The 25,976-nt window shown below is 40.4% G+C and carries 20 protein-coding genes and 4 tRNA genes; 14 read left to right on the top strand and 10 right to left on the bottom strand.

The features are described 5' to 3' along the window. Positions 1 to 79 precede the first annotated feature (79 nt). Positions 80 to 1,318, top strand: coding sequence for a thioredoxin family protein (locus CBM24_RS03045; protein WP_088160162.1), 1,239 nt, complete (start codon positions 80 to 82; stop codon positions 1,316 to 1,318). Between the two features lie 53 nt (positions 1,319 to 1,371). Continuing rightward, positions 1,372 to 2,610 (top strand): thioredoxin family protein, encoded by a 1,239-nt coding sequence (locus CBM24_RS03040; protein ID WP_088160161.1) that lies wholly within the window; start codon positions 1,372 to 1,374, stop codon positions 2,608 to 2,610. A 130-nt stretch (positions 2,611 to 2,740) separates the two neighbouring features. On the opposite strand, the gene CBM24_RS03035 is transcribed toward CBM24_RS03040, so the two are convergent. Continuing rightward, complete coding sequence (locus tag CBM24_RS03035) at positions 2,741 to 4,864, bottom strand: prolyl oligopeptidase family serine peptidase (protein WP_088160160.1); 2,124 nt, start codon at positions 4,862 to 4,864, stop codon at positions 2,741 to 2,743. Positions 4,865 to 5,102: 238 nt separating this feature from the next. On the opposite strand from CBM24_RS03035, the gene CBM24_RS03030 reads away from it, so the two are divergent. The 9 genes from CBM24_RS03030 (at position 5,103) to CBM24_RS02990 (ending at position 10,716) form a co-directional block, all read left to right on the top strand. Further along, positions 5,103 to 7,271 (top strand): M1 family aminopeptidase, encoded by a 2,169-nt coding sequence (locus CBM24_RS03030; protein ID WP_088160159.1) that lies wholly within the window; start codon positions 5,103 to 5,105, stop codon positions 7,269 to 7,271. Positions 7,272 to 7,330: 59 nt separating this feature from the next. Further along, positions 7,331 to 8,086 carry a UDP-2,3-diacylglucosamine diphosphatase gene (locus tag CBM24_RS03025; protein ID WP_088160158.1) on the top strand — a complete coding sequence of 252 codons (756 nt, stop codon included), beginning with the start codon at positions 7,331 to 7,333 and terminating at the stop codon, positions 8,084 to 8,086. Beyond that, the gene (locus CBM24_RS03020; protein WP_088160157.1) at positions 8,068 to 8,658 is read left to right on the top strand and encodes a Crp/Fnr family transcriptional regulator; all 591 of its coding nucleotides are present in this window, start codon (positions 8,068 to 8,070) and stop codon (positions 8,656 to 8,658) included. Before CBM24_RS03025 ends, CBM24_RS03020 begins: the two co-directional genes overlap by 19 nt. Before the next feature lie 66 nt (positions 8,659 to 8,724). Next, positions 8,725 to 9,054, top strand: coding sequence for a DMT family transporter (locus CBM24_RS03015; RefSeq protein ID WP_075990964.1), 330 nt, complete (start codon positions 8,725 to 8,727; stop codon positions 9,052 to 9,054). Between the two features lie 98 nt (positions 9,055 to 9,152). Then, on the top strand, positions 9,153 to 10,226 hold the full coding sequence (gene prfA / locus CBM24_RS03010) for a peptide chain release factor 1 (protein WP_088160156.1): 1,074 nt from the start codon (positions 9,153 to 9,155) through the stop codon (positions 10,224 to 10,226). A gap of 73 nt (positions 10,227 to 10,299) precedes the next feature. Further along, positions 10,300 to 10,373, top strand: a tRNA-Asp gene (locus CBM24_RS03005). 59 nt (positions 10,374 to 10,432) lie between these two features. After that, positions 10,433 to 10,509, top strand: a tRNA-Asp gene (locus CBM24_RS03000). Positions 10,510 to 10,540: 31 nt separating this feature from the next. Beyond that, positions 10,541 to 10,614, top strand: a tRNA-Asp gene (locus tag CBM24_RS02995). 25 nt (positions 10,615 to 10,639) lie between these two features. After that, positions 10,640 to 10,716, top strand: a tRNA-Asp gene (locus CBM24_RS02990). Between the two features lie 63 nt (positions 10,717 to 10,779). Here the strand turns inward: CBM24_RS02990 and CBM24_RS02985 are convergent. The 4 genes from CBM24_RS02985 to CBM24_RS02970 all read right to left on the bottom strand — a co-directional run bounded on the left by CBM24_RS02985 (position 10,780) and on the right by CBM24_RS02970 (position 17,796). Continuing rightward, the gene (locus tag CBM24_RS02985) at positions 10,780 to 11,001 is read right to left on the bottom strand and encodes a (4Fe-4S)-binding protein (protein ID WP_088160155.1); all 222 of its coding nucleotides are present in this window, start codon (positions 10,999 to 11,001) and stop codon (positions 10,780 to 10,782) included. Positions 11,002 to 11,063: 62 nt separating this feature from the next. Next, positions 11,064 to 12,305: an MFS transporter gene (locus tag CBM24_RS02980; RefSeq protein ID WP_088160154.1), complete on the bottom strand. Its 1,242-nt coding sequence runs from the start codon at positions 12,303 to 12,305 to the stop codon at positions 11,064 to 11,066. Between the two features lie 221 nt (positions 12,306 to 12,526). Next, a complete protein-coding gene (locus tag CBM24_RS02975; RefSeq protein ID WP_088163436.1) occupies positions 12,527 to 16,573 on the bottom strand; it encodes a glycoside hydrolase family 2 TIM barrel-domain containing protein in 4,047 nt (1,348 codons plus the stop codon). Between the two features lie 158 nt (positions 16,574 to 16,731). Further along, a complete protein-coding gene (locus CBM24_RS02970) occupies positions 16,732 to 17,796 on the bottom strand; it encodes an IS110 family transposase (RefSeq protein ID WP_088160153.1) in 1,065 nt (354 codons plus the stop codon). Positions 17,797 to 18,306: 510 nt separating this feature from the next. Between CBM24_RS02970 and CBM24_RS02965 the strand changes: the two genes are divergently transcribed. Next, on the top strand, positions 18,307 to 18,879 hold the full coding sequence (locus CBM24_RS02965) for an RNA polymerase sigma factor (protein ID WP_075990961.1): 573 nt from the start codon (positions 18,307 to 18,309) through the stop codon (positions 18,877 to 18,879). 24 nt (positions 18,880 to 18,903) lie between these two features. Continuing rightward, a complete protein-coding gene (locus CBM24_RS02960) occupies positions 18,904 to 20,010 on the top strand; it encodes a serine protease (protein WP_232475672.1) in 1,107 nt (368 codons plus the stop codon). Between the two features lie 79 nt (positions 20,011 to 20,089). On the opposite strand, the gene CBM24_RS02955 is transcribed toward CBM24_RS02960, so the two are convergent. Beyond that, positions 20,090 to 20,725, bottom strand: coding sequence for a peroxiredoxin (locus tag CBM24_RS02955; RefSeq protein ID WP_088160152.1), 636 nt, complete (start codon positions 20,723 to 20,725; stop codon positions 20,090 to 20,092). Between the two features lie 348 nt (positions 20,726 to 21,073). Between CBM24_RS02955 and CBM24_RS02950 the strand changes: the two genes are divergently transcribed. Continuing rightward, the gene (locus tag CBM24_RS02950) at positions 21,074 to 22,210 is read left to right on the top strand and encodes an acyl-CoA dehydrogenase (protein WP_088160151.1); all 1,137 of its coding nucleotides are present in this window, start codon (positions 21,074 to 21,076) and stop codon (positions 22,208 to 22,210) included. Positions 22,211 to 22,285: 75 nt separating this feature from the next. Here the strand turns inward: CBM24_RS02950 and CBM24_RS02945 are convergent, their stop codons facing one another. The 4 genes from CBM24_RS02945 to CBM24_RS02930 form a co-directional block, all read right to left on the bottom strand. Further along, positions 22,286 to 22,660 (bottom strand): hypothetical protein, encoded by a 375-nt coding sequence (locus CBM24_RS02945; RefSeq protein WP_232475671.1) that lies wholly within the window; start codon positions 22,658 to 22,660, stop codon positions 22,286 to 22,288. 39 nt (positions 22,661 to 22,699) lie between these two features. Continuing rightward, entirely contained in the window at positions 22,700 to 23,950 is a 1,251-nt protein-coding gene (locus CBM24_RS02940; protein ID WP_088160150.1) for a glutamate-5-semialdehyde dehydrogenase, read from the bottom strand. After that, a complete protein-coding gene (proB, locus tag CBM24_RS02935; protein ID WP_046672306.1) occupies positions 23,947 to 24,978 on the bottom strand; it encodes a glutamate 5-kinase in 1,032 nt (343 codons plus the stop codon). The genes CBM24_RS02940 and proB overlap by 4 nt, the downstream gene beginning before the upstream one ends. 347 nt (positions 24,979 to 25,325) lie before the next feature. Continuing rightward, positions 25,326 to 25,931 carry a porin family protein gene (locus CBM24_RS02930; protein WP_075990955.1) on the bottom strand — a complete coding sequence of 202 codons (606 nt, stop codon included), beginning with the start codon at positions 25,929 to 25,931 and terminating at the stop codon, positions 25,326 to 25,328. Positions 25,932 to 25,976 lie beyond the last annotated feature (45 nt).

Here is a 25,976-nt window from a genome sequence, read left to right as displayed (position 1 = left end):
ATTAATACTTCAGAGGTGTTTTTGTTTTCAGATTAATTTAATAACTTAAACATAATTATGAATCTTTTGTTGAGTGAGTATGAGAAGTATAATCGCATTATGCCTTACAATTTTATTCGGGAATTTGGCTCAGGCCCAGACCAAGGGGGTGAAATTTGTAGAAGGGTTGAGTTGGAAACAAATAAAGGAGCGGGCACAAGCTGAGAACAAGTTTATCTTCGTAGAGCTATTTGCAACCTGGTGTGGCCCATGCCAATATATGAGCAATGAGATCTTTCCCTTAGAGCAGGTGGGGCAGCCAATTAATCAGAACTTCATTAGTGTTAGGGTACAAATGGATTCCACAGAGTCCGACAATGCCAATGTCAAAAAATGGTATGCCGATGCGCGTGCTATTTCCAATGAATACAATATTCAATCCTTTCCCACATTTCTTATCTTTAATCCCAGTGGGCAAGCGGTACACCGGATTGTCGGTGCAAGTGACGCTCCCGAATTTGTCGGTCATGTGATGGATGGACTCTATCCCGAAACACAGTATTACACGCTGTTAAAAAAATTCGAGAAAAGACCTCAAGATATTTACACAGCCAAGCAGATGCTGAAAGCAGCAAATATCGCTTACGATGAAAATACAGCACGAAAGGCAGAAAATACCTTAGCAAATTCATTGGGCACGGATGAACTATTCAAAAAAGAAAATGTCCATATTTTATTGGCGGCTGCCAAATTCACCAATTCAAAAGCTTTCAATCTTATTCGCAACAATAAAGAGAAAATTGATATTCTATTAGAGTCACCAGGTATTGCCAACCGTACTCTGGCAAATGTTGTCGTCAACGAATTATTTCAGATTAAAATAGATGCCAAACATGAACCCAACTGGGATAGTTATCAAAATGAACTTGCTGCAAAATATCCAGACATCGATTTCGTTCCGATGTTCAAGAAGATAAAAGCACACTACTACCTTCAGGTGAAGAATTATGTAGCCATGAAGAATACGATCAATGATTACCTTTCGTCAGAAGATTTTACTCCACATCAATTAAATACCTTTGCCTGGACTATTTTTAACAATAGTAGCGATGCTGCATGTATTGAATCCGCGTTAAGCTGGAGCAAGAAATCCATCATTGAAGATCCAAGCAGTGCATTCTTGGATACCTATGCAAACCTACTCTATAAGAAAGGAGAAAAAGAAAAAGCCATAAAGTGGCAAAACAAAGCTATTGAAATGGCCAGTGAGGACGATCGTCCTATCTATCAAGAAACACTGGACAAAATGATGAAAGGAATAAAAACTTGGGAGAACTAACCTTATCCCAACTAATGCGAACGATTAAATTAAAAATCTAAAATACCAACATTATGAAAAAATTGATTTTAATGCTATTTCTAATCCCTACCCTACTGTTTGCGCAAAGCGAGGGGGTCAAATTTGAGCATGGGCTCAACTGGAGTCAGATTAAAGAAAAAGCGGCTAAAGAAAACAAATTCATTTTTGTAGACTGTTTTACAACCTGGTGTGGTCCTTGTAAATATATGTCGAGTACTATCTTCCCACAAGCTAAAGTAGGTGATTTCTTCAATGCAAAGTTTATCAATGCAAAAATTCAGATGGATAAAACCAAGAATGATAATGAAGATGTAAAATCATGGTACGAAGAGGCCGACCGTTTTGCCAAAGATTATAAAGTTAGGGCATACCCAACTTTTCTGATCTTTGATTCAAAAGGTACCCTTGTTCATCGTATCGTTGGTGGCGGTGAAGCGGACGATTTTATAGCGAAAGCACAAAAATCACTTGATCCAAATACACAATATGAAACGCTATTAGCAAAATTTAATGCCGACCCAACTAATGTAAACATTGCCAAAAGTATGGCTATGGCAGCCAAAGAAGCTTATGATCAAGAGACACAGGCAAAAGCGGAAGGAGTCGTATTAGCGTCCTTGACTACAGATCAAATCTTTACAAAGGAGAATATCAGTTTATTACTTTCGGCGGCTAATGTTGTCGATTCTAAGGCTTTTAATTTAATCAAAGATAACCCTGCTAAATTTGATGCCGTCAGTGAAAAAGTAAAAGCAAATGACTTCTTGTCCCAGCTGTTGGTTAGTAACGCCGTAAATACCAAAATCCGGGCAAAGGAAACGGTTGATTTCGCAAGCATAGAAAAAGAATTGGCGCAAAAATATCCAACTGTCAATACAGAAAAAGCAAGTCTCGAAATGCAACCACGTTATTACGGTTATACCAAAAATTACCCGGGCTTAAGAGATAGCTTCAATAAATATATTGCAAAATATGGGTCGACCATCACAGCAGCGGAATTGAACAACATGGCTTGGTCTATTTTTGAAAACTGCAATGATCCTGCCTGTTTAAAAGCAGCAGCGGAATGGAGTAAATTGTCCAATGAGAAAGAAAAGGATGCGCCGATGTATCTAGACACTTTTGCAAACATATTGTATCGCCTTGGAGAAAAAGAAAAAGCAATTAAAACGCAAGAAAAAGCAATTTCACTTATAACAGATGCTACCCAAAAAGAAGAATATGTAGCGACCTTACGAAAAATGAAAAAAGGTGAAAAGACTTGGCAATAAGAAGATATTCTAATCGTCGATGAATAAAAAAGCCGCGGTCAATAACTTGATCGCGGCTTTTTTATTCATTGCTCTACAAACAGTGCTTTGAACCAACAGATAATGCTTTGAGCACTGGAAAACTGTCTACTTACTTTAACTCTTTAATACCCATATTCCAGAGCGCGAAAGCATATTTATCAACTGTACTATTGATCAGAACTTCTGTTGACCGTCCAGCACCGTGGCCAGCTTTTGTCTCAATACGAATCAATACTGGGTTATCACACGCTTGCTTTGCCTGCAGTTCGGAAGCAAACTTGTAGGAGTGCGCCGGTACCACCCGATCATCATGATCTCCGGTAAAGACCATCGTCGCAGGGTAACAAACCCCAGATTTCACATTATGCACCGGAGAATATGCTTTCAGATAATCAAACATTTCTTTGCTATCACTGACCGTACCATAATCATAGGACCAACCTGCACCAGCTGTGAAGGTATGATAACGCAACATGTCCAAAACACCAACCTCAGGCAGTGCGACCTTGGCTACTTTGGGATCTATTGTCATTGTTGCTCCAACGAGCAAGCCACCATTTGAGCCCCCCGATAAAGCAGTATACTCGGGTGATGTATAACCATTCTCCTGAAGATAATGTGCCGCGGCAATAAAATCGTTAAACACATTCAATTTGTTGAATTGTCTACCGCCATCATGCCATTTCTGACCATATTCACCCCCTCCGCGCAAATTCGGAACAGCATAAACACCACCATTGGCCAACCAAACTGCAACGGAAGTACTAAAGGCAGGTGTCAAGCTGATATTAAAGCCGCCATAACCATACACAATCGTCGGTTTTTTCCCATTTAAGACAATCCCCTTTTTGTACGTAATAATCATCGGAACCTTAGTACCATCTTTGGATGTGTAGAAAACCTGTTTCGATTCATACTGATCGGAATCAAATTTCACCTTAGGTTTGATATAAAGTGTAGACTGACCAGAATTTACGTCAAACTTATAACTTGAAGAAGGTGTAATGTAATTTGAAAAACCAAAATAGATTTCTTTTTCCTTTTTCTTACCCGAAAAACCACTCGCCGTACCCACACCAGGCAATTCTATTTGCCGAATCTTTTTACCCGTATAATCGTATTGAATCACAACCGAAACGGCATCTTTCAAATAGTTTGCAAAAAGATAGCCCCCACCTGTACTGATCGAAAGTACATTTTCAGTCTCTGGAATAACATCTTTCCAGTTCTCCTTGGCAGGATTCTTCAAATCAACTTTTACCAAACGGTTGTTGGCAGCCTTGTAATTTGTCTCCAATAAGAAACTATCCCCAATATTGTCAACGACACCTGTATTTGCATCAAAATGATCTTGTAGGCAGACAATCTTGCTATTCGGCTGATTGAGATCCTGATAATAAAGTTCATTTCCTGTTGTCGTATTTGCAGCAGAAATAATTAAGTAACGTTGATCGTCTGTTAATGAAGTCCCTACATAACGTCGCGGTGTTGCCGGGCCGCCAAAAATCAATTTATCTGTAGATTGGGCTGTTTTAAGTTTATGGTAGTATAATTTATGTTGGTCTGTTTTTTCAGAAAGTTCAGATCCTTTTGGTTTATCGTAACTCGAGTAATAAAAACCATCATTTCCTTTCCATGCAATACCGGAGAATTTGACATCCACTAGCGTTTCACCTACAGGCGACTTATCCTTGGCATTCAGTACAATGACTTTCCGCCAGTCTGATCCTCCTTCAGAAATAGAATAGGCGACTAAGCTGCCATCCTTTGAAAACGAAACATCGGCCAATGAAGTTGATCCATCTTTCGAGAATGTATTGGGATCCAAGAAAACTTCTTCTCCTCCCGTCTCCCCTAGTTTACGATAAAGCACAGCATGTTGCTGTAAGCCGTTATTCTTAAAAAAATAAGTATATGCACCTTCCTTAAACGGAGTCCCTATTTTTTCATAGTTCCATATTTCGGTTAATTGATCTTTTAATTTTGTACGGAATGGAATTGCATTTAAATAGTCAAAAGTCACTTTATTCTCTGCCTGTACCCAGTTTTTTGTCTCAGCTGAACGATCATCCTCCAACCAGCGGTAAGGATCTGCAATCTTTTCACCCCAAAATTCATCCACGACGGTTCCTTTATTTGTCTTCGGATATGTTAACTGTTGTCCATAACCGGTCGTCGCCGTACCTGCCATACCTATCATCATTAGAATAAGGCCAAAATTTTTGTTTATCATAAAAAATCGTCTACTTGTTTCAACCAACCTAAGTTTTATTCACTTAGCACCTGAAAATTCAATTTGAGTTGAATATAAATAAATTTATCGATCTCTTATCTTAAAATATACGATACACCTGCATTTTTTAACGCACAACAACCTATACAACAATATTATACACATATTTCTTTGCGGTATATTTTTATAGCAACCGAAATTTCTTTAGATTTATTTAAATCTTGAAAATATCACAACAATGTTTAAAAAAGTCATATATCTTTCTTTGTCAATTTCCATTCTTCAAATTGGAATAAGCGAAGCACAACAACTTTCCATAGATCAACAATATCGAGCCACTCCTACGAAGATCAACAATCTTGTCCACACCAAGCTGGATGTTCGTTTTGACTATACCAATCAATTCCTCAATGGAAAAGAGTGGATCACGTTACAACCCCATTTCTATCCAACAGATTCCCTTCGTCTCGACGCAAAAGGCATGGATATCAAACAGGTGTCGCTAGTCAATGGCCAACAATTGGTCCCTTTAAAGTATAGCTATGACAATAATTCCCTGCTGATCAAGCTGGACCGTAATTACGTTGCCAAGGAACAATATACAGTATACCTCGATTACACAGCAAAACCCAACTTATTAAAAGTTCAGGGCAGCGCAGCGATTAACGATGCTAAGGGACTATATTTTATCAACCCTGATGAACGCATGCCGAACAAACCTCGTCAAATATGGACACAAGGTGAGACGGAAGCATCATCAGCCTGGTTCCCGACGATTGATCGCCCCAACCAAAAGACTACAGCAGAAATCTCCATGACTGTTCTTGACAATTATGTAAGTTTATCGAACGGTGCATTGAGCAATCAACAGAAGAATAGTGATGGTACACGTACAGATACCTGGAAAATGGATTTACCACATGCCCCATATCTATTTATGATGGCCGTTGGTGATTTTAAAATCTATCAGGACAAATACAACAATATCCCCGTTGACTACTACCTTGAACCTAAATATGCGCCCTATGCCAAAGATATCTTCGGTAAGACACCAGCGATGATGGACTTCTACAGCAAGACTTTGGGTGTTCCTTACCCTTGGAATAAATATGCGCAGATTGTCTGTCGCGATTATGTCTCAGGCGCCATGGAAAATACAAGTGCAACACTACATGGCGAACATGTACAAAAGACGAAACGCGAATTGTTGGACGATAATCAGGAAGGAACGATTGCGCATGAACTATTTCACCAGTGGTTTGGTGATTTGGTCACAGCAGAATCTTGGTCCAATTTAACCATGAACGAATCTTTTGCCACTTTCGGCGAAGTTATCTGGCGTGAGCACGATGGCGGTAAAGATCGTGGCGATAAATCTAGATTTGAAAAACTCCAGTCCTATCTCAAATCGACTAAAAATGGGAAAAGCCCGACTTTAGCCCGTTATTATTATCATGATAAAGAAGATATGTTTGATAATATCAGCTATGCGAAAGGCTCATTGATTCTCTATGCCCTAAAAGAGCAAATGGGTGATGAAGCGTTCTATCAATCGTTGAAAAAATACTTGACAGACAATTCCTTTAAAACCGGCGAGCCGCAACAGCTCCGTCTAGCAATGGAAGAAGTGACCGGCAAAGACTGGGCTCCGTACTTCAATCAATGGTATTACCAAGGCGGACATCCAATTTTGAAGATCACAACAAGAAACGGAGAGAACAGTGTCATACTGAATGTAGCCCAAATTCAAGATTCTACGGTACAGACTTTCCAGCTTCCCTTGGCCGTCGATATCTACACCAAAAATGGGAAGATCAGACAGACATTTCAACTCAACAGGCGGAATGCCCAATTTATGATCCCGCTACCTGCTGCTGTTGAATTTATTGATATTGATCCCGAAAAAACACTCGTGGGTCAAATTCAAATCGATAAATCAGATGCCGACTATTTATATCAATATGAGCACGCCCCTACATTTGCCAACCGCGTCGGTGCGATTGCTTATGCCTCAAAAAATCCAACAAATACCATCAGCCAGCAAATCTTAACAAAAGCATTGGCGGATACCGATGCGGATCTTGCCGCAACAGCGATTCAAGGTCTCGATCTAAGCAATCCCGCGGTCCGCAAGTCAGCCGAAAAAACCATCTTGGCACTTGCAGAGAAGTCCGAAGCCTCTGTTATCCGTGCCTCTGCGATTCAAAAGCTTGCACAGACAAAAGATAAAAAATACAAAAATCTAATTCTGAATGCTGTAGCTGACAAATCCTATATGGTTATTGCAAGTTCAATCATGGCAATAAAAAGTGCTTATCCAGATCAACTTCAGCAGTCTTTGAAGCGCATTGATCCCGATGCTACGGAATATCTAAAAGCGCTGATCACCGAATTATCTAAATCATAGCAAAATATATTGTGGAGGCGAATTTTGTATTCGCCTCCATTTTTTTTAGTTTTGGCCACATGTCAACAAGAACAAAAATTTATTTTGCCTCCGACTTTCATCTTGGATCTTACCCCTTGGAACGTTCACGGGAAAGGGAGCTGCAAATTATACAGTGGCTGGACCAGATCAAAACAGATGCTGCACAGCTCTATCTTGTTGGTGATATTTTTGATTTCTGGTTTGAATATGCGACTGTTGTCCCAAAAGGCTATATCCGCTTTTTGGGTAAATTAGCCGAAATTGCAGATCTCGGCATTCCCATTACTTTATTTAAAGGCAACCACGATATGTGGATGTTTGATTACCTCAAAAAGGAATTAAATGTACGCATCATCGACAATGAGCTGGAGTTACATCTCAACGGAAAACATTTTTACATTCACCACGGCGATGGTTTAGGTTCGGGAGATTACAAATACAAGATACTCAAGAAAGTATTTCGGAGCCGTCTCTGTCAATGGCTATTTGCACGGTTGCACCCAAATCTCGGAATCGGAATCGCGACACGTTGGTCCAAACATAGCAGGCTTTCGAATAATGAGGACGAAAAGTTTCTGGGCGAAGACAAAGAATGGTTGATCGGTTATGCAAAGGAACTGGAGTCAACCCAACATCACGACTACTATATCTTTGGCCATAGACATCTTCCCTATGATGTTGAGCTGAACGCCAATAGTCGTATTCTAAATTTAGGGGAATGGATCAATTACCATACCTATGCAGTTTGGGATGGTGAAACTTTACGTTTGGAAAAATGGGCGAGCAAATCCTAATTTCTTTATCCGATTGCCTGAACGGTTATCACTTTTTAACGCCTGAAAGTGCTGCAAAATTGGAGCAGGTGAGTAAGAAAATTACGGCGAAAAGAAATAGCCTGTTGATCGAACAGGACAAAATTCAAAAAGACATCTATTTTCTGGCTTCAGGATTAGCCCGCGTTTACTACGAGACGGCCAACCGCCAGATTACCCTGGATTTTGTTTCACCCGGTGGAACACTCATATCCATGAATAGTTATGTCCATGATACCCCAGGTTATGAAAACATAGACCTTTTGGAGGATAGTGTTGTTTATCAGATAGACCAAAAGCAACTTTTTGACCTCTACGAAAGTGATATTGCCATTGCAAACTGGGGAAGAAAGATGGCTGAACTTGAATTCATCAAGGCCGAACAACGAACCATGTCCAAGCTCTTTAATACTGCCCAAGAGCGCTATGCCGAGTTACTTCAAAAATACCCCCAATATATCCAGCGGATCAAACTTGGTTACATCGCCTCCTATCTCGGCGTCAGTCAAGTTACCTTAAGTCGGATTCGCGCAACTATTCACACAAATTTTTAACATTTGTAAAAATTATTATCGGCCAAAAGCTGGAACTTTGTACCAAAATAAAAAATAGAAAACGATATGAACTGGATATTTTTAATATTGGGCGGATTATGTGAAATTGGTTTCACCACGTGTTTGGGTAAAGCCAAGGATGCAACCGGGAATGGGCAATGGTTCTGGTATGGTGCCTTTGTTGTATTCCTATTTGCAAGTATGGGCTTATTGATCAAAGCCACACAGACACTTCCCTTGGGCACCGCTTATGCTGTTTGGACCGGAATAGGTGCGGTAGGTACTGTTTTAATGGGGATCTTCTTCTTTAAGGAGCCAGCAGATTTCTGGCGCATATTCTTTATTTTCACGCTGATTGCTTCCATCGTAGGACTAAAAGCAGTTTCCTCTCATTAATAGCAGGCTAGGTTGTTTAAAAGCAACAAAATTTCCTTACTTTTGTACACTCAATAGTAATCTAGGTCATACATTCCTAGAAGAAGCATTTTTGATATATGTTAGACAAATTACAAGCGATAAAAGAAAGATGGGAAGAAGTGGAAGCTGAATTGAGCAACCCTGATACCATGCAAGATATGAAACGTTTTGCCAAATTGAATAAAGAGTACAAAGATTTGGGCAAAATTGTGGACCAATACCATATTTACAAAAATATGGTGAGTAATATTGATACCAATAAGGACATCATCATGAACGAGAAGGATCAAGAACTTCGTGAGATGGCCAAAGAGGAATTGGATCTTTTATACGTAGCAAAAGAAGAAAAAGAAGAAGAAATTCGCCTAATGCTTATTCCGAAGGATCCTGAAGATGCGAAAAATGCCATTATCGAAATTCGTGGTGGATCAGGTGGTGATGAAGCAGCCTTATTTGCGGGTGACCTTTACCGCATGTACACACGTTATTTCGAAACCAAAGGCTGGCGCAACGAAGTAATGGACGTTACCGAAGGAACCTCTGGCGGTTACAAGGAGGTGATTTTAAAAGTTATCGGTGAAGACGTTTACGGACAATTGAAATACGAATCAGGAGTACATCGTGTACAACGCGTTCCAGATACCGAAACTCAAGGCCGTGTACATACCTCCGCAGCTTCAGTAGCTGTGTTACCAGAAGCTGAGGAAGTCGATGTTGAAGTGAATCCTGGTGATATAGAATTACAGACATCCCGTTCAGGTGGTGCTGGTGGACAGAACGTCAACAAGGTCGAAACAAAGGTACAGTTGACGCATAAACCGACGGGTATCGTTGTTGTTTGTCAGGTAGAACGTTCCCAATTAGCCAACCGTGAGTTAGCGATGGAGATGTTGCGGAACAAACTTTATGAGCTCGAGTTGAACAAAAAGAACGGCGACATCGCTGCAAAAAGAAAAACTTTGGTTTCTACAGGAGACCGTTCGGCAAAAATTCGCACATATAACTACCCTCAAGGTCGCGTAACGGAGCACCGTATTGGAATGACGATGTACAACTTACCGGCAATTATGGACGGTGATATTCAAGGAATTATCGATGCATTGCAGTTTGCTGAGAATGCAGAGAAGATGAAAGATGGCCAAGTAGATTAGTTTTTTTTCAAAAAATCTTTGCAGATACGTAAACAAACGCTATATTTGCACACCTTCTGAGGAGAAGGGTTGAGGTCTGGTAGTTCAGCTGGTTAGAATACATGCCTGTCACGCATGGGGTCGCGGGTTCGAGTCCCGTCCAGACCGCTTCAAAAGAGAGAGAAATCTCATACGTTCTTTAACAAAATAAGTTTTTAAGATTTTTAGGTCTGGTAGTTCAGCTGGTTAGAATACATGCCTGTCACGCATGGGGTCGCGGGTTCGAGTCCCGTCCAGACCGCCAAAAATTATTAAAAACAATCCTTAAGATTTTAGGTCTGGTAGTTCAGCTGGTTAGAATACATGCCTGTCACGCATGGGGTCGCGGGTTCGAGTCCCGTCCAGACCGCTAAAATTTTAAAAACACAATTGTTGGTCTGGTAGTTCAGCTGGTTAGAATACATGCCTGTCACGCATGGGGTCGCGGGTTCGAGTCCCGTCCAGACCGCCAACAAAAAAAGCATCATTTAATTATAAATGATGCTTTTTTTTTGCCTTAACAATACAACAGCTATTATTTTTTTAATTCGTACTGAAGAGCTCCCGAAGGACAGTGCTTGATCTGTTCAATCAATTCGGCCGTACTCGCATTTTGGGCCGTGACCCAGGGCTTATCTTTCGGATGATACACATTCGGCAGACTCTTTACACAAACTGCAGCATGTACACAGCGTTCCGGTATCCAAAGGACGGTTATCTCTCCATTTGGATGTGGATATCTAACTATTTTTTCCATAATTCCATCTCTCTTTAACAATTCATATTTTAAGAACTAATAACGATAAAGGCAATTTTGTTTTAAGAAACAGCGCGCCGTTTTTTGATCATACTACTTACCCGATAGATCATAAAAATACCGACAATGGAAAGTAGAATAACAATCATCCCCAATGTCGGGTAATGTTCCAAGGGGCTTTCTTTTGTTTCTTGGACAATGATTACACCTGCCAATGAAGCAGCAACACCACCTGCCAGCTGTTGCAACGAAGAACTGATACTCATAAATGCGCCCCGATCTTTCATCTCGGGAACAGCAGTGATCAAAGCCGAAGATGGCGTCATCCGACTTAAAATGCCTGCCATCATTAAAATGTTTAAGATAACAACGATATAAAATGGCGTAACACCTAGGTTCGTGTAGATAAATACGACAACCATAAGCCAAAGGGAAGCGAAAGCAAAAATCTTAAACTTATCGTAACGGTCACTCAATTTCCCTACAATAGGCATAATAATCAATGAAGCAATACCTGAAATCATAAACAACATCGGCAGCTGTTCGTGACTTACCTGTAGATTATTGACTGCAAAAGCACTTCCAAAAGGCATCATCATATAACCTCCAATTGAGAGCAAAGCTGTTGCCATAAAGCCGACGCGGTATTCTCGCTGTGAAAAAGTCAACCAAAGATGCTTTAACGCAGATTGATGTTTCTGAAGACCTATATGCGCCGTAATAGGAATGAGTTTGACCGCTATAATAACGACAATAATCAAAGCCATCACTGCAATCCACAAGAAGGCACTATGCCAACCCCAATTATTTGCAATATATAATCCTATGGGAATCCCCAGGACCTGACTTGCACCGAAGCCCATCTGCACAAAGCCCATCACACGTCCGCGCTGTTGGAGCGTAAAGATATCGGTGATAATAGCCATAGAAATCGAGCCGATAACGCCGCCAAACAGCCCGGTGACGATTCGTGCAGCAACCAAAGTCCAGTAATCGTTGGCAAAACTGCAGCAGAAGGTTCCGATAATAAAGCCAGAATAGAAAAATAACAGCAGTTTCTTCCGATCAAAACGATCGGCAAAGCCCGCGGTCAGCAGCCCCGAAGCACCGGCACTAAAGGCATAGGCCGAAACCGCAATACCAAATTGAGCCGGTTTGAGATCTATGGCTTTCATCAGGATATCCCCCATCGGTGACATCACCATAAAATCAAGCACAACCGTAAATTGCGTCATGGCCAATAAAAACACCACAAGTTTTTGATACGCCGTAAAGGGCGCGTTATCAAGTTTATTTATTTCCATACTGTTCAGATAGCCTCGGTTTAAACTGGCCTAAAAATACAGAAGTGCGCGAACATTCTTTGTAATATGTTTGCAAAATTATCGCGCAAGATTCTACCTTACCGGTTTAGGCAAGACGGTCAATCACCCTTTTCAACCACTATTTAAACATAGCATAGGGTCGCTAACAAAAAAGCCAGCACCTGTGACAGGTGCTGGCTCAATATGCGATATAAAGCAAATTATTCAGCTATAACAGCAAATTCAGCTCCCGACGCATAATCGTCACCACGTTGGGAATTAAGTCCAGTAAAGCGGATATAACGTCCTTTCACAGGCTTTTCGAATCGAACAGTTTTTAATTTTTTATTCCGTTCAAAAGATCCGGACATCACATCTTCCCAGTTCTTCCCATCTTTACTCACCTGAATCTTATAATCCTTGATATCACCATTCGGTCCATCCTGTCTTGGTAGAAAAGTGAAGCCTTTAATTGTTTTGCTACTTCCAGCATCAAAATCAACCCAATGTGGGTACTGTGCTACGGTAACCGAATACATCGTATGCCAAATCGAGGAAGGATCCCCATCCAGTAGGTTCTTAGCATCTCCTTCGCCAGTCTCTTGGCTTGAAGCAAACACCACTTCCATTGGAATAGTTTCGATTTTTGAGTATTGCTGTGTTACCTTTAATTTCTCATTATGCTGATACCAAGCAGTCACGGTACCACCAGTACGTAAATCAAAAGGCGCATTGTAGACACTTGCTTTCGCATTATTCAAACTGTATACAACAGGTTCATTCTTATTACCTGATAAAATAGAAACTTCACCGTTAGAACTTCTTGCCAAAGAAATTGGCGCATCACCGGCAGCCGCTACCTGAGCCTTTGCCATCATATCATTGTGCTGAATCGGACGGATAATAAAACCCATAGACGTTGGCACCGCTTTCACACGGTCTTTTTCCAACGGCGGACCTTGTCCACAGCTGTTACCGCCCAATCCTGTTACCGCAGCATCTAGATGTAGATGTACACCCGAACTTTTTGGCAATTGATAAGGGTGCGGCGCAAATGTCAGTTCGAGCTCACTATATTCCAAAGCGGAAGTTGCTAAATGATTTTTTGCAACAAAGATAGCTCCTTGACCATTATTGTTGGTTAATGCTGTCCAACGCACCTCTTCATTGTTGCTCATATTTTGCGGATTAGGCCATGGCACAAACTGGTCTTTTACAGTACTTTTGTGCAATTCAATAAATTGAGCAGTCTTCCGGTCAGCATAATTGTTGATCGGTCCACGTCCATAGTAACTATAATTGCCAAACTCGGTCGGTAATTGCAAAGAATAGCCCAATCGAGCTAAGACCACACTCGCATTATTGGATGTAATACTTGACGACAATTCAATAGAGCCATCCTTATAGATTGTCCAGATCTGATTGCTTGTAAATTTAAAATCATCCTTACCAAAAGGCTTATCCGTATGTTCTTTAAGGGTATACGTTCCAGAAGTTCCACCTAACAGTGATGCGCCATAAGGTGCTTGCGATTCAATCGTAAACGCCAATACAACTGTTCCATCCTTCTTGGTATAGCTATTTGAAGACAAAACCTTATGTTTCAGGTTATGCAATCCTTTTTCAAACCATTGTTGGTAAGCCCAGTTGTCATTGTCCACCGGAGCACGTAGTGCATCCAATTTAGGACCTTCACCATCGCGGATAACTTGTTTACCGGCATAGTTTAGATTATATATCGAGCCAGTTCTATTGTCAAACTTAACGATAAACTGATCTCCCTTGACCACCTGCAAATCACCTTCTTTGGAAAGCAACGGAGCCGCTCCTTGTGCAACAGATGAAATCAACGGTTTATTTTCAGCCGCTTTGACAAACAGTTGTTCCTCCATTTGTACAAAACCTTTGGCTGCCCAAGGTCGATCCGTATTGAGAATAAACTGTACTTTTACAAAATACTCCGATCCCGCATCCAACTGCGCATAATTTATCGGCAATACAAGCTGCTTGCGTTGGCGCGCCTCGGGCAAATCTGTTGCATTGATTGTACCCGTGCTATTTTTCACCTCTACCCCATTTTTATATAGCGACCATTGAACCTGATAATCGGATAGATCTTTAAAATAATTTTTATTGAAAAGTTCAATTTTCCCTTGTTGAATATCAACAGCTTTTACACCCGCATTTTGGTACACTTTCTTTACCTCATAATACTGTGGCTTAGGTTTCATATCGGCAAAGATCAATCCGTTATTGACAAAGGTTCCATCATTGGGTTTGTCTCCAAAGTCGCCACCATAGGCAAGAAAGCGTTCGCCGGTCTTTTTATCATAATAATACATGGCCTGATCAATCCAGTCCCAGATGGCACCGCCCATAAAAAAGTTGGTCGATTCGATGGCTTCCCAATAATCTATTAGGTTACCAACGGCATTCCCCATAGAATGTGAATATTCCGAAATATGAAATGGATATTTCAATTTGTAGGTACCTTTTACAGCTCCTCTTACCCAGTCTATCGAAGGATATTGGTTGGACCCCATATCAACGATTGTATTGTTACGCTCGTATTGAACAGGTCGTGACGTATCAATTTTTTTAATCGCCTGATAGGCGGCCACGAAATTATCACCCGGACCGGCTTCGTTTCCTAGAGACCAAATAACCACTGCCGGATGATTGATGGTCGAATGCACCATCTCGATATTACGGGCCACATGGGCATTTTTCCATTCAGGAACATGAGAAAGAGACTCTTTGCCATAATAATATTCATGGCTCTCAATATTGGCTTCATCCTCGAGATAAATTCCATATTTATCGCATAAATAATACCAATAAGCAGGTTCTGGATAGTGCGAATTCCGTACATGGTTGATATTCGCCCGTTTCATCAATTTCACCTCAGCTTCCATCTGTTCTCTGGTCACTACTTTACCATGCTCAGGATTGGTCTCATGACGGTTGACACCTTTCAGTTTCACCGTCTTGCCATTGACATAATAATAACGTCCGGCCAAGCCAAATTCATCATCAGCAGCCTTGGTGTCTTTAATCTCAACCTTTCTAAATCCAACGTAGGTAGAAATAGTCTCTATCGTTTTGTTCTTTTTATCCTTCAATTCAGCGACCAAAGTATACCGATATGGTAATTCGGCAGACCATTTATCTGGATTTTTAACGTTCAACGTTGCTGCGATGCTATTGGAAACCTGACCATCCAGGGCTGGCACAGCTGATGAAGCTTCTGTCTGGTCAACAAGGGTATTCTCGTCACTGTATAGCTTATTTTTATAAAGTGAATAAACAACTTTATACCCTTCAGCTTTCTTATTTCCTAGATTGCGTACAGTACTCGTAATTTTCAACGAACCATTTTCATACTTGCTGTCCAAGTCTGGAATAGCCGCTAGATCGCGAATCTGAACTTTTGGCGTTGAAGTCAGGGAAACATCCCGAAATATCCCGGGCAATCTAAACATATCCTGATCTTCCAAAAAGGAAGCATCTGAACTGCGGTAAACTTCAACTGCCAACACATTTTCAGCACCCTTTTTTAAGTAAGGTGAGATATTGAAAGATGCGACGTTCCTTGAATTTTTTGAAAATCCGACATATTTGCCATTTATCCACAGGTAGAAAAAGGAGTCTACACCATCAAAATTGATAAATACCTCACGACCGTCCCAATCAGTAGGTACGGTAAAATTGCGTCGGTACGATCCCACTTCATTACGGTAGACATAAGTTGTCCAATCTTGGGCCGGTGTTCGCATGACTCCACCGCGCCAATCATCGACCTTTACTTGATGATGAAAGATCACACGTTGGTTCGTGTAAATAGGTACACCATATTTTAGGCTTCCATCCTTCTGTATACCATAAATATTCCAGCTCATCGGGACTGGAACAGATTCCCAGGCTCCAACATTATAACTAGGATCATAAAAGCCCTTTGGTCGCTCTTCCGGAGTCTTTACCCAGTTAAACTTCCAGGATCCATTGAGCGAAAGCCAATAGTTACTGTGCTCGGGAAGTACTTTTCTCGCACTTTCTACGTTCTGAAAGGAGAAGAACGAAGCATGTGGCAACTCCTTATTAAGTGATAATAATTGAGGCGATTCCCATTCATTCCCTTTTGGAGCCATTGCAGCTCCATACTGGAAACCGTCGATAGATGGCGTAATCGTTTGCCCTATCGCAACAGTAGTGTCCAGCGACAGCAATGAGGCTAGAATCGTTGAAAAAATAACAGAGTTTCTTAACATAATGTAATTAAGCAATTTAGTCCAGGAAACCAAATGTAACTTCATTTTGCAGTAATAACAAGCAGATTATTAAAGCACTCGATTGCGAAACTTTTTCGATACAAAAAAAGGTACTGTTTTAAATTCCAAATATTTAGACAAAAAAGTATTTTTGTAATCTAAAGAAGTTCAGGTTCTGAACTATCTAGTGTAGTCTCGGTTTTCGGATCGGGACTACTTACTTTATAATTTTCTATAAACACGGTGTCATTTTTCCAAAGTGTATACATTAAGATTAATAATTTTCTCTGTACAGCAACCTGTCCGACCATTTTTGACGGCTTTTTCAGGATAATTCTCGTATAAGCATCCTTTAACACAGAATTATATCTGCAGGCTACCATAGCCGGGAAATACAGCGCATTTCTGATATATCTATTCCCTTTCTTTGATATCCTGGTTTTTCCTTTGACCGATGTTCCAGATTCCCGTTGAACCACATCATAGCCGGCATAGCTGACAAGTTGTTTGGCGCTACCAAACTCTTCAAACCCCATTGTTTCAGCAAGAATGGTAACTATGGTGATCATTCCGATACCTTTTATCGTTGCAAGCTTCTCAATTTTTTTATGGAGACCCACGTCCGACTTTACCAGCCTGTTGATTTCCCTGAGGCATCTGACAATTTCCTTATCTATCTCAGTAATAAGTTTTTTATTGCTTTTCAGGATAAAGGTTTGGATATCATGCGAACAGTCTTTGCTATGTTTGATGTTACCCAATCCAGTTTTCTGCTCTTGTAGCTGGACATAGTATCTGGTCAAATTTCTCAGCTGCAATAATATGGCTGGAGGCGGGGTCCATGCTTTATGAATCCTTTCGACACCGAACTGACTCAAGATTCTGGAATCAACAGCATCTGTTTTGGTCTTGATATTGAGGCTTGAAAAATAGTGTTTCGACATATTGGGAAGAACAACATGAACCCTTTTCTTAATCTTGTGCAGATGGTGGGCAAGGTTCTCATAATACACACCGGTAGCTTCCATCAAAAAAACAAGTGCTGCATCTCTGGCAATGACTCCTTTCGTCCATCGAAGGAACTGGTTGAATCCTTTGCTGTCGTTACTAAAATCAATTGCCTTGGAGAACGCTAATCCTCCATCATCTGAACGTTGACACAGACATGCTGTGAAGGTCCCTTTTGAGATATCTATCCCAATGCATTGTTTACTAATACCCATAGTCAAGAATTTAAATCGTATCGACTTAATCCTCCTTCGTCTATCCTTTTGTTTTATCCAGGCTCCAAATAGCGGCCTTAAGTACTGTTCAGACTCCTGAGAATAAAATCGTGTGGACAATTCCTTTTTTACGGTATAACGATCTGTTTACCTAGCCCACATTCGTCTCACACGAAAAGTCAATACATTTTGTATAACAACAATATAATGACCTTTTCTAAATTCTCAGTAAAAATAAAAGCCCATATAGAACGTTAAAATCGTTTCATAAGAGCTTCCTTCGAGAATTGTACATAAAGCAAAAACATAAAAAATAGAGATGGCGAAAAATCACGATGTCCTACCAAAAGCAGCAGATTTCAATAAAAAACAAATGCTTTCGGTTTCAAGGAATAAGCCTTATTTTTGGGGATAGATTTCGCTTTAAACAAATAAAAGTTTACGTTTGAAAATATTTCGAAGAATTTTATTTTTCAAAGGGTTACAATTTAAGCATTAAGGTATTAATAGGTGAGTAAATTCAGTAAATCAGTCCTGCTAGAAAATGATGAGCAAATCATTGAAGGCATCAAAGACGGCAACAGCTTGGCGATAGATGCTATCTATAAGCGGTACTATCCGTCTATAAGCCATATGATCTTGCAAAACAATGGAAGTGAGGACGAAGCGAAAGATATTTTTCAAGAAGCTGTCATTGTGCTCTACGATAAAGTTTCCAAAGGGAACTTTGAGCTCAGCAGCAAACTAAAAACATATCTTTACTCGATTTGCAGAAGGCTTTGGCTTAAGCAACTCAATCGTGCTGGTTTTGGCAATAGTGACATTCGAGGTTATGAAGATTCCTTATTTGAGGAAGAAGATCTTCAACAGCATCAAGAACTTGAAAAAAAGTTCGATCAAATGGAGCTTGCCTTAGAGAAAATGGGAGAACCTTGTAAGACAATCTTACATGATTTCTACATCTTAAACCATTCGATGCAGGACATCTGTGAAAAATTTGGTTATACCAATACAGATAATGCCAAGACTCAGAAGTATAAATGCCTACAACGGCTGAAAAAAATATTTTTTTCAACAGATTAAAACTAGTGTAACACCATGGGAACAATGAATCAAAAAGAATTTTTCGAATTAGCAGATCACTATCTTCGCGGCGAATTATCGGCCGAAGAAAAAGCTGCATTTGAATCTTTTTGTGCTGATCAGCCCTCCTATGCTGCCCAATTACAACAACACCGAGAATTTGTTGCCAATATGAAAGAAACTAGTCAACGGCTGGATTTCAAAAATGCATTAGCGCAATCAGCAAAAGAATACCATAAAACCCAAAACAAACCCGCAAAGGTGGTTCCTATAAAACAATCAACGGTAATTTCACTTTGGGAACGTATCAAAGCAAGTTCTTTAGTGGCTGCAGTGGTAGCAGTATTTGCGGTATTTGGCACATTATGGCTGAGCGGTTATTACAGCAACCTCGAGAAAGCATCTTCCGATTACAGCGCGCTACGTAGAGACATGAACAATGTCAAAAAGAACGTCAACGCACACAACGCTGCAATCAGGGATATCAATGACAAAAAATCAGTAAAAGGTACCGAAAGCCAGTTTGGCGCAACAGGATTTATGCTGACAACAGATGGCTATGTTGTCACCAACTACCATGTCATTAGTGGAGCAGATTCGATCTATTTGCAAAATAGCAAAGGTGAATCGTATAAAGCACAAATCGTACATACCGATCCAAGCAAAGACTTGGCTATTTTATACATCGCGGATAAGACCTTTAAGAAAGCTAAAAGCTTACCTTACACATTCAAAACATCGACTTCAGATCTTGGCGAAGATATTTATACGATCGGGTTTCCTCGTGACGAAGCAGTATATGGTCAGGGATACCTAAGTTCATCAACAGGTTATGCTGGTGATACCATTGCTTATCAGATCTCCGTACCTGTCAATCCAGGTAACAGTGGCGGTCCCGTATTGGATAGCAGAGGTAATGTGATTGGTATTATTTCCGGAAAACAACGTGGCATAGATGGTGCTGCCTTTGCAATCAAAACGAAATCAATCTTGAATGCTTTAGCGGACATCCCAAGTGATTCACTGGTTACTGGTCTTAAGATCAACAAAAAGAATAGCTTGGCAGGCTTACCAAGAACAGAACAAATCAAGAAAATGCAAGACTATATCTACATGGTTAAAGTCTATTAGGACGCATTTATAACTTATAAAAAAAGGCAACGTTTTCTCAACGTTGCCTTTTTTTGTCCCTTAATACCAAGCCTAATCCTTACAGATTAGGTTGTGGCGTAGTTCTCAAATACGGTTTGATCTCTTTAAACCCTTTTGGAAATTTAGCAGGAATATCTTCTGTCTTTATCGCTGGAACAACAATAACATCTTCGCCATGCTTCCAGTCAGCAGGTGTAGCCACTTGATAATTGGCTGTTAACTGTAAAGAATCAATGACCCGTAAGATTTCATCAAAATTACGACCTGTTGATGCTGGATAGGTCAACGTCAATTTGATCTTTTTGTCAGGGCCAATAATAAATACGGAACGTACGGTCACTGTTGCGGACGCATTTGGATGGATCATTTCGTACAATTCGGATACATGATGATCTTCATCAGCGATAACCGGGAAATTCACTTCGGTATTTTGCGTTTCATTGATATCCTTAATCCAATTCAAGTGATCGTTTACATTATCGACGCTTAGCGCAATGGCCTTCACACCTCTTTTGTCAAATTCAGATTTCAATTTTGCAGTACGACCCAACTCTGTTGTACATACCGGCGTATAATCTGATGGGTGCGAAAAGAAAACGACCCAGCTATCTTTGATATAATCGTGAAAGTCTATTTCACCAATGGTTGTTTGCGCTTTAAAATTTGGCGCTTCATCTCCTAATCTTAAACTCATAATCTTATTTTTTAAATGTGTTTAAATCATATAGTCTACAAATATAGTAGATTAAATTTAGCAAACAAGTAATTCTTCAATTTTTTAAATTAAGATGAAAAAACTAACCCTAATCCAATTGAAAGTAAGGATTTTACCCAAAAACTTATTATGATTACCAAAAGTAGTATAAAAAGTAATTTATTAAATTACTATGCTTGCATAATATATATTTTGTATATTTGAGTATGGTGGTACACCGATCTCATAAAACGATTGTGAGTTGGGAGAAAACCTTTTGAGAGCAAATCTTATTAGATATATAAGTTATCGGCTTGGTAACTGATGAACCAAAAAAACTGAAATGCCATGAATTTTGAATTAAGCGAAGAATATAAAATGATCCGCGACGCAGCGCGGGAATTCGCCCAGGAGCTAAAGGCTGGGGCAATCGAGCGCGATGAAGCCGCAAAATTTCCAACAGATTTTGTCAAGCAGATGGCCGAATTAGGATTTATGGGTATCATGACCCCCGAAGCTTATGGTGGAGCTGGCATGGATACATTGGCCTATGTTCTTGTTCTCGAAGAAATTGCCAAAATTGATGCCTCTGCGGCCGTTATTGTATCCGCCCACAATTCACTGGTATTATATGGACTCAATGCTTTTGGTACAGAGGAACAAAAACAAAAGTACCTGATTCCTTTAGCGAAGGGCGAGAAACTTGGTGCTTTTGCGTTATCAGAACCCGAAGCCGGCTCGGACGCCTCCTCGCAGCACACAACCGCCGAAGATAAAGGAGATCACTATCTACTAAATGGCACAAAAAATTGGATCACCAACGGTGGCCATGCCGATATCTATCTTGTCATTGCACAGACACATCCTGAAAAAGGCCACAAAGGAATCAATGTATTAATTGTTGAAAAAGGACTGACGGGATTTACCATTGGTCCGAAGGAAAACAAATTGGGTATCCGCAGTTCTGATACCCATTCACTTCTATTTTCCGATGTCCGGGTTCCTAAGGAAAACCGCATCGGAGAAGATGGCTTCGGATTTAAGTTTGCCATGAAAACACTCGATGGTGGTCGTATCGGCATTGCAGCACAGGCCTTAGGAATTGCTGCCGGTGCTTATGATCTCGCTTTGGCTTACTCAAAAGAGCGAAAGACTTTTGGAAAGCCAATTTCGGACCATCAGGCCATACAGTTTAAATTGGCCGATATGGAAGTCGATATCGAGGCAGCTCGACTTTTGACGTATAAAGCCGCTTGGACGAAAGACCAGGGACTTCCTTACGGTAAAGAAGCTGCCATGGCCAAACTATATGCATCGGAAGTCGCCATGAAACACACTGTAGAAGCTGTACAGATCCACGGTGGCTATGGTTACGTAAAAGAATATCATGTCGAAAGGTTAATGCGCGACGCAAAAATCACACAAATCTACGAGGGGACCTCTGAAATCCAACGTCTGGTGATCGCCCGCGAGATTCTGCGCTAAGCTGTCAGTCATGTTATGCCTCCAAAAAGTGTCTAACCTTTTTGGGGGCATAACATGACTGACAGTTTTTTAACTTTAAAGGCTCTTCAACTTGTTATCGATCATAGCAAGATATTGATAATCCTGAAAGGCAAAGCTCGCCGTTTCGGCCATCGCCAGATTCAAAATAAACTTTGCTTTGCGAAGTAAATTCTCCTGATTACCATCTGTAGCATTCAAACCATCAAACAACAAGGTTAAAGCCAATGGATGTAGTTGCTGTATTTGAAGATCTGTTTTGAGATATGCCGAAAGCTCACTTTCGGAAAGATTTAAAAAATAGGCCCTGCTCTTTTCGAAGAATTTTTCATAAGCATCTTCAAACACTGCTGGATCAGTCGGCTCCGTAAAGGCATCATGACCTTCTGTCCATATGCGAAGAAATTTACCAATTTCTTCGATCCAATTCATCAATACATCTTTTTTAAAACTTAATCCCATGATCTATGCTTATCTGATCTGTCCATTTCCACGGACAATCCATTTCTCTGTTACCAATTTTTCTAATGCAAATGGTCCGCGGGCATGTAACTTTTGGGTCGAGATACCGATTTCTGCTCCCAAACCAAACTCACCACCATCTGTAAAACGTGTTGATGCATTGGCATATACCGCAGCAGCATCCACTGTGTTCAAAAATTGTTCGATATGGAGTTCACTGGAAGAAACAATACACTCCGAATGTTTGGAAGAATATTTTGCGATATGCTCCAAAGCTTCGTCCAAACTCGAGACCGTCTTTATTGAACACTTCAAATCTAAAAATTCTCTTCCAAAATCATCTTCTTCTGCGCGCTTTAAATTTGAATAATTTTCACCTTGCAGTACCTCATAAGCTGTAGGATCCGCAAAAACTTCCACCTGAGCATCTTCAAAATAAGTTTTCAATTTCTGTAGAAACTCGGGAGCAATAGTACGATCGACCAAAACAGTATCTAAAGAATTACACACCGATGGCCTGGAAATTTTAGCATTAGCAACAATTTTAGCTGCCATGTCCAAATCTGCTGTACGGTCCACATACGTATGGCATACTCCCGCTCCTGTTTCAATGACAGGCACCTTAGCGTGCTCCCTGACATAATCAATCAATGACTGTGAGCCACGTGGTATGATAATATCCACATATTGGGTAGCTTCCAATAATTCCGAAACATGCTTCCTCTCAACAGGCAACAGTTGCACAATAGTTGTTGCGATACCATGCAGCTCCAAAATATTATGGATCACTTTCAACAGCGCTTCGTTGGTGTATAAAGCATCAGAACCACCACGCAATAGACAAACGTTACCCGATTGAATACATAGTGCAGCAACATCTATCGTCACATTGGGTCGCGATTCATAGATTACCCCAACGACACCGAGCGGAACCGTAATTTTCTCGATCTCCAATCCATTCGGCAATATCTTTTTTAGTAATAGCTGATCTGTTGGGTCCGCTAGCTGGGCTATTTGCTTAACACTGTCAGCCAAGCCTTTTAGACGATCGCTATTGAGCAGAAGACGATCCTTTTTGGGGTCATCATCAGACATACGATCCAAATCAATTTTATTCGCTTGTAATATATCCGCAGTATGCGCGACAAGACCATCTGCGATGGCATTTAAAATAGTTATTTTGGTATCAGGAGCCAGTTGTTGCAAAATTTGTTTTGCTTTGGCCGCCGCCTGAAGTTGTTTTACGATGGATTCACTCATAACAATACGATATCATTTGCATGTGCAATTTCTACATTTTTTTTACTGGTCTGGGACAAAGCGGATGAATCCATCTTAGCCCGGGCTACGGCAACGGTTAAGCCTTCTAGATTGACGATATTTAACACTTCTCCTTTTTCAAAATGTTCAACGATACGGGTTACCCCCACGGCTAGCAAACTTTTATGTTTCAATAATGCTTCTTCCGCTCCACGGTCAACCATCAATTCCCCTTTTATCAAACTTCCACTCGCAAGCCATTTCTTGCGGGAAGAGATCTTCTTACTTTGAGCCAGGCACAATGTACCAGTCTCGTGCTTAACCGCTTTTTGGATCGCCTCTTCGGTTTGCATACTAAAAATGACAACAGCAATCCCCATTTGATTAGCCAATCGGGCAAAGTTCAATTTCGAGGTCATTCCCCCCAATCCTACTGAGGATTTATCCTTCCTTGCCAAACCTAAGATATCCCGATCGATGGTTTCAATTTGCGGTATAATCTTGTTGTTTGCATCCAACACACCGGGGACGGAAGTACTAAACAGCAATTTTTCGGCACCAAAACCAACAGCAATCAAGGTTGCCAGCTCATCATTATCTGAAAACTTCAGTTCTTTATTACTCACCACATCATTTTCATTTGCGATTGGAATAACATTGTTCCGCCACAATTCCTCATACGTATTTTTCAATTGTAGAAATTGATCTCGATTGGAAAAATGATGTCGCTCACATAAACTCTGCGCCAATGAAATTTTAAACGGTCGGAAATAAGTTGAATACGTATTAATCAATATGGGGTTCCCAATTGCCGCGGCGGCCTTTCGTTCGGATAACGTTCCCGTATAACTGGGCAGAAAACGTTTACCGGCAGCAACAGCACCTGAAGAGACCAAGACAATATTGTATTTCTTTTGTAAGGAAGCAATCTGCCTAGCGATCTCCAAAACAATACGTTCATCAACTTCTCCCTCTTTCGTGGTAATAGAAGCCGATCCAAATTTGACAACGAGAATTGGCTTTTTCATTTTTTAGTATGTTTTAGTTTAGATTTGAGCACTAATTTACTGAGAAGAATTTGATTTACGCAAAATATGTTAACAATTGAACAATATAATTCAATTGAAAAACTCATGAAATAAGGTCGATTCCGATGGATCAGGAGGCATCCTGAGATGAAAGAAAGGAAAATAATTAGCGTAGATTTCAGAGGTCAATTCAGATCTCAGCGATCAGTACGAATGGCCTGAAGATGAAAACATAAAACTTGAGCTTACAAAAAAGCAGCAATTCCAATATAATACCAAAAAAGTTGCCACTTTCTGAGGCGATATAGGTGATGGAATGCTGCTTCTCGTTAAAGATATATTTATTGCTATTTTTTTAGTATCTGATGGAGGTCAAATCGTAGGCCAACATTGAACGTACGGTTATAGAGTTTTACATTTTCATTGACGCTCATATCCTTCATCCCATAATTGGAGCCAATGAAGAAACCATAGCCCCCATTCCATTTGTAACCTAAGTTAAAACCCAAACCATAGTCTGAAGGATTGGTCGTTGCATCGTAAAATTTTCCATCATTATTATTCACAGACATCTGTATACCATAATAGGGACTAGCAGCAAGATAAATCCGACCTTCTCCAACCGTAATATTATAAGCTATGTTTAATGGAATATCGATCGCATTTCTTCGGTATGTTGTCCAGTTATTTTCAAGGGCATGCTTTGCCTCCATACCATTTTGGGTAAAGTTTACTTCAGGCTGAATAGAGAGTCCACCAACGAGCGGTATTTCAAGAAAAAGCCCTGCTGTAACACCCGAAATGCTTCGGAAGCTATAACTGTGCGTTCGTTTATTAGATACCAATGATCCGGCATTTGTGTACCCGGCGTTTATACCGTAGGAAATTTTACTTTGGCAGAACGCTGTGGAAAGCACAGAAAACAGTATTATACTGCAGATTAAATGTTTCATATGTGGTCAATTTATTTACAATTGCCACAAATATGCACGACGGAA

Origin of the sequence: Sphingobacterium sp. G1-14, assembly GCF_002196555.1 — a bacterium.
Taxonomy (GTDB): Bacteria; Bacteroidota; Bacteroidia; order Sphingobacteriales; family Sphingobacteriaceae; genus Sphingobacterium; species Sphingobacterium siyangense.
Note: the sequence above shows the minus strand (reverse complement) of the source record. Positions and strands in the feature narration are given on the sequence as shown.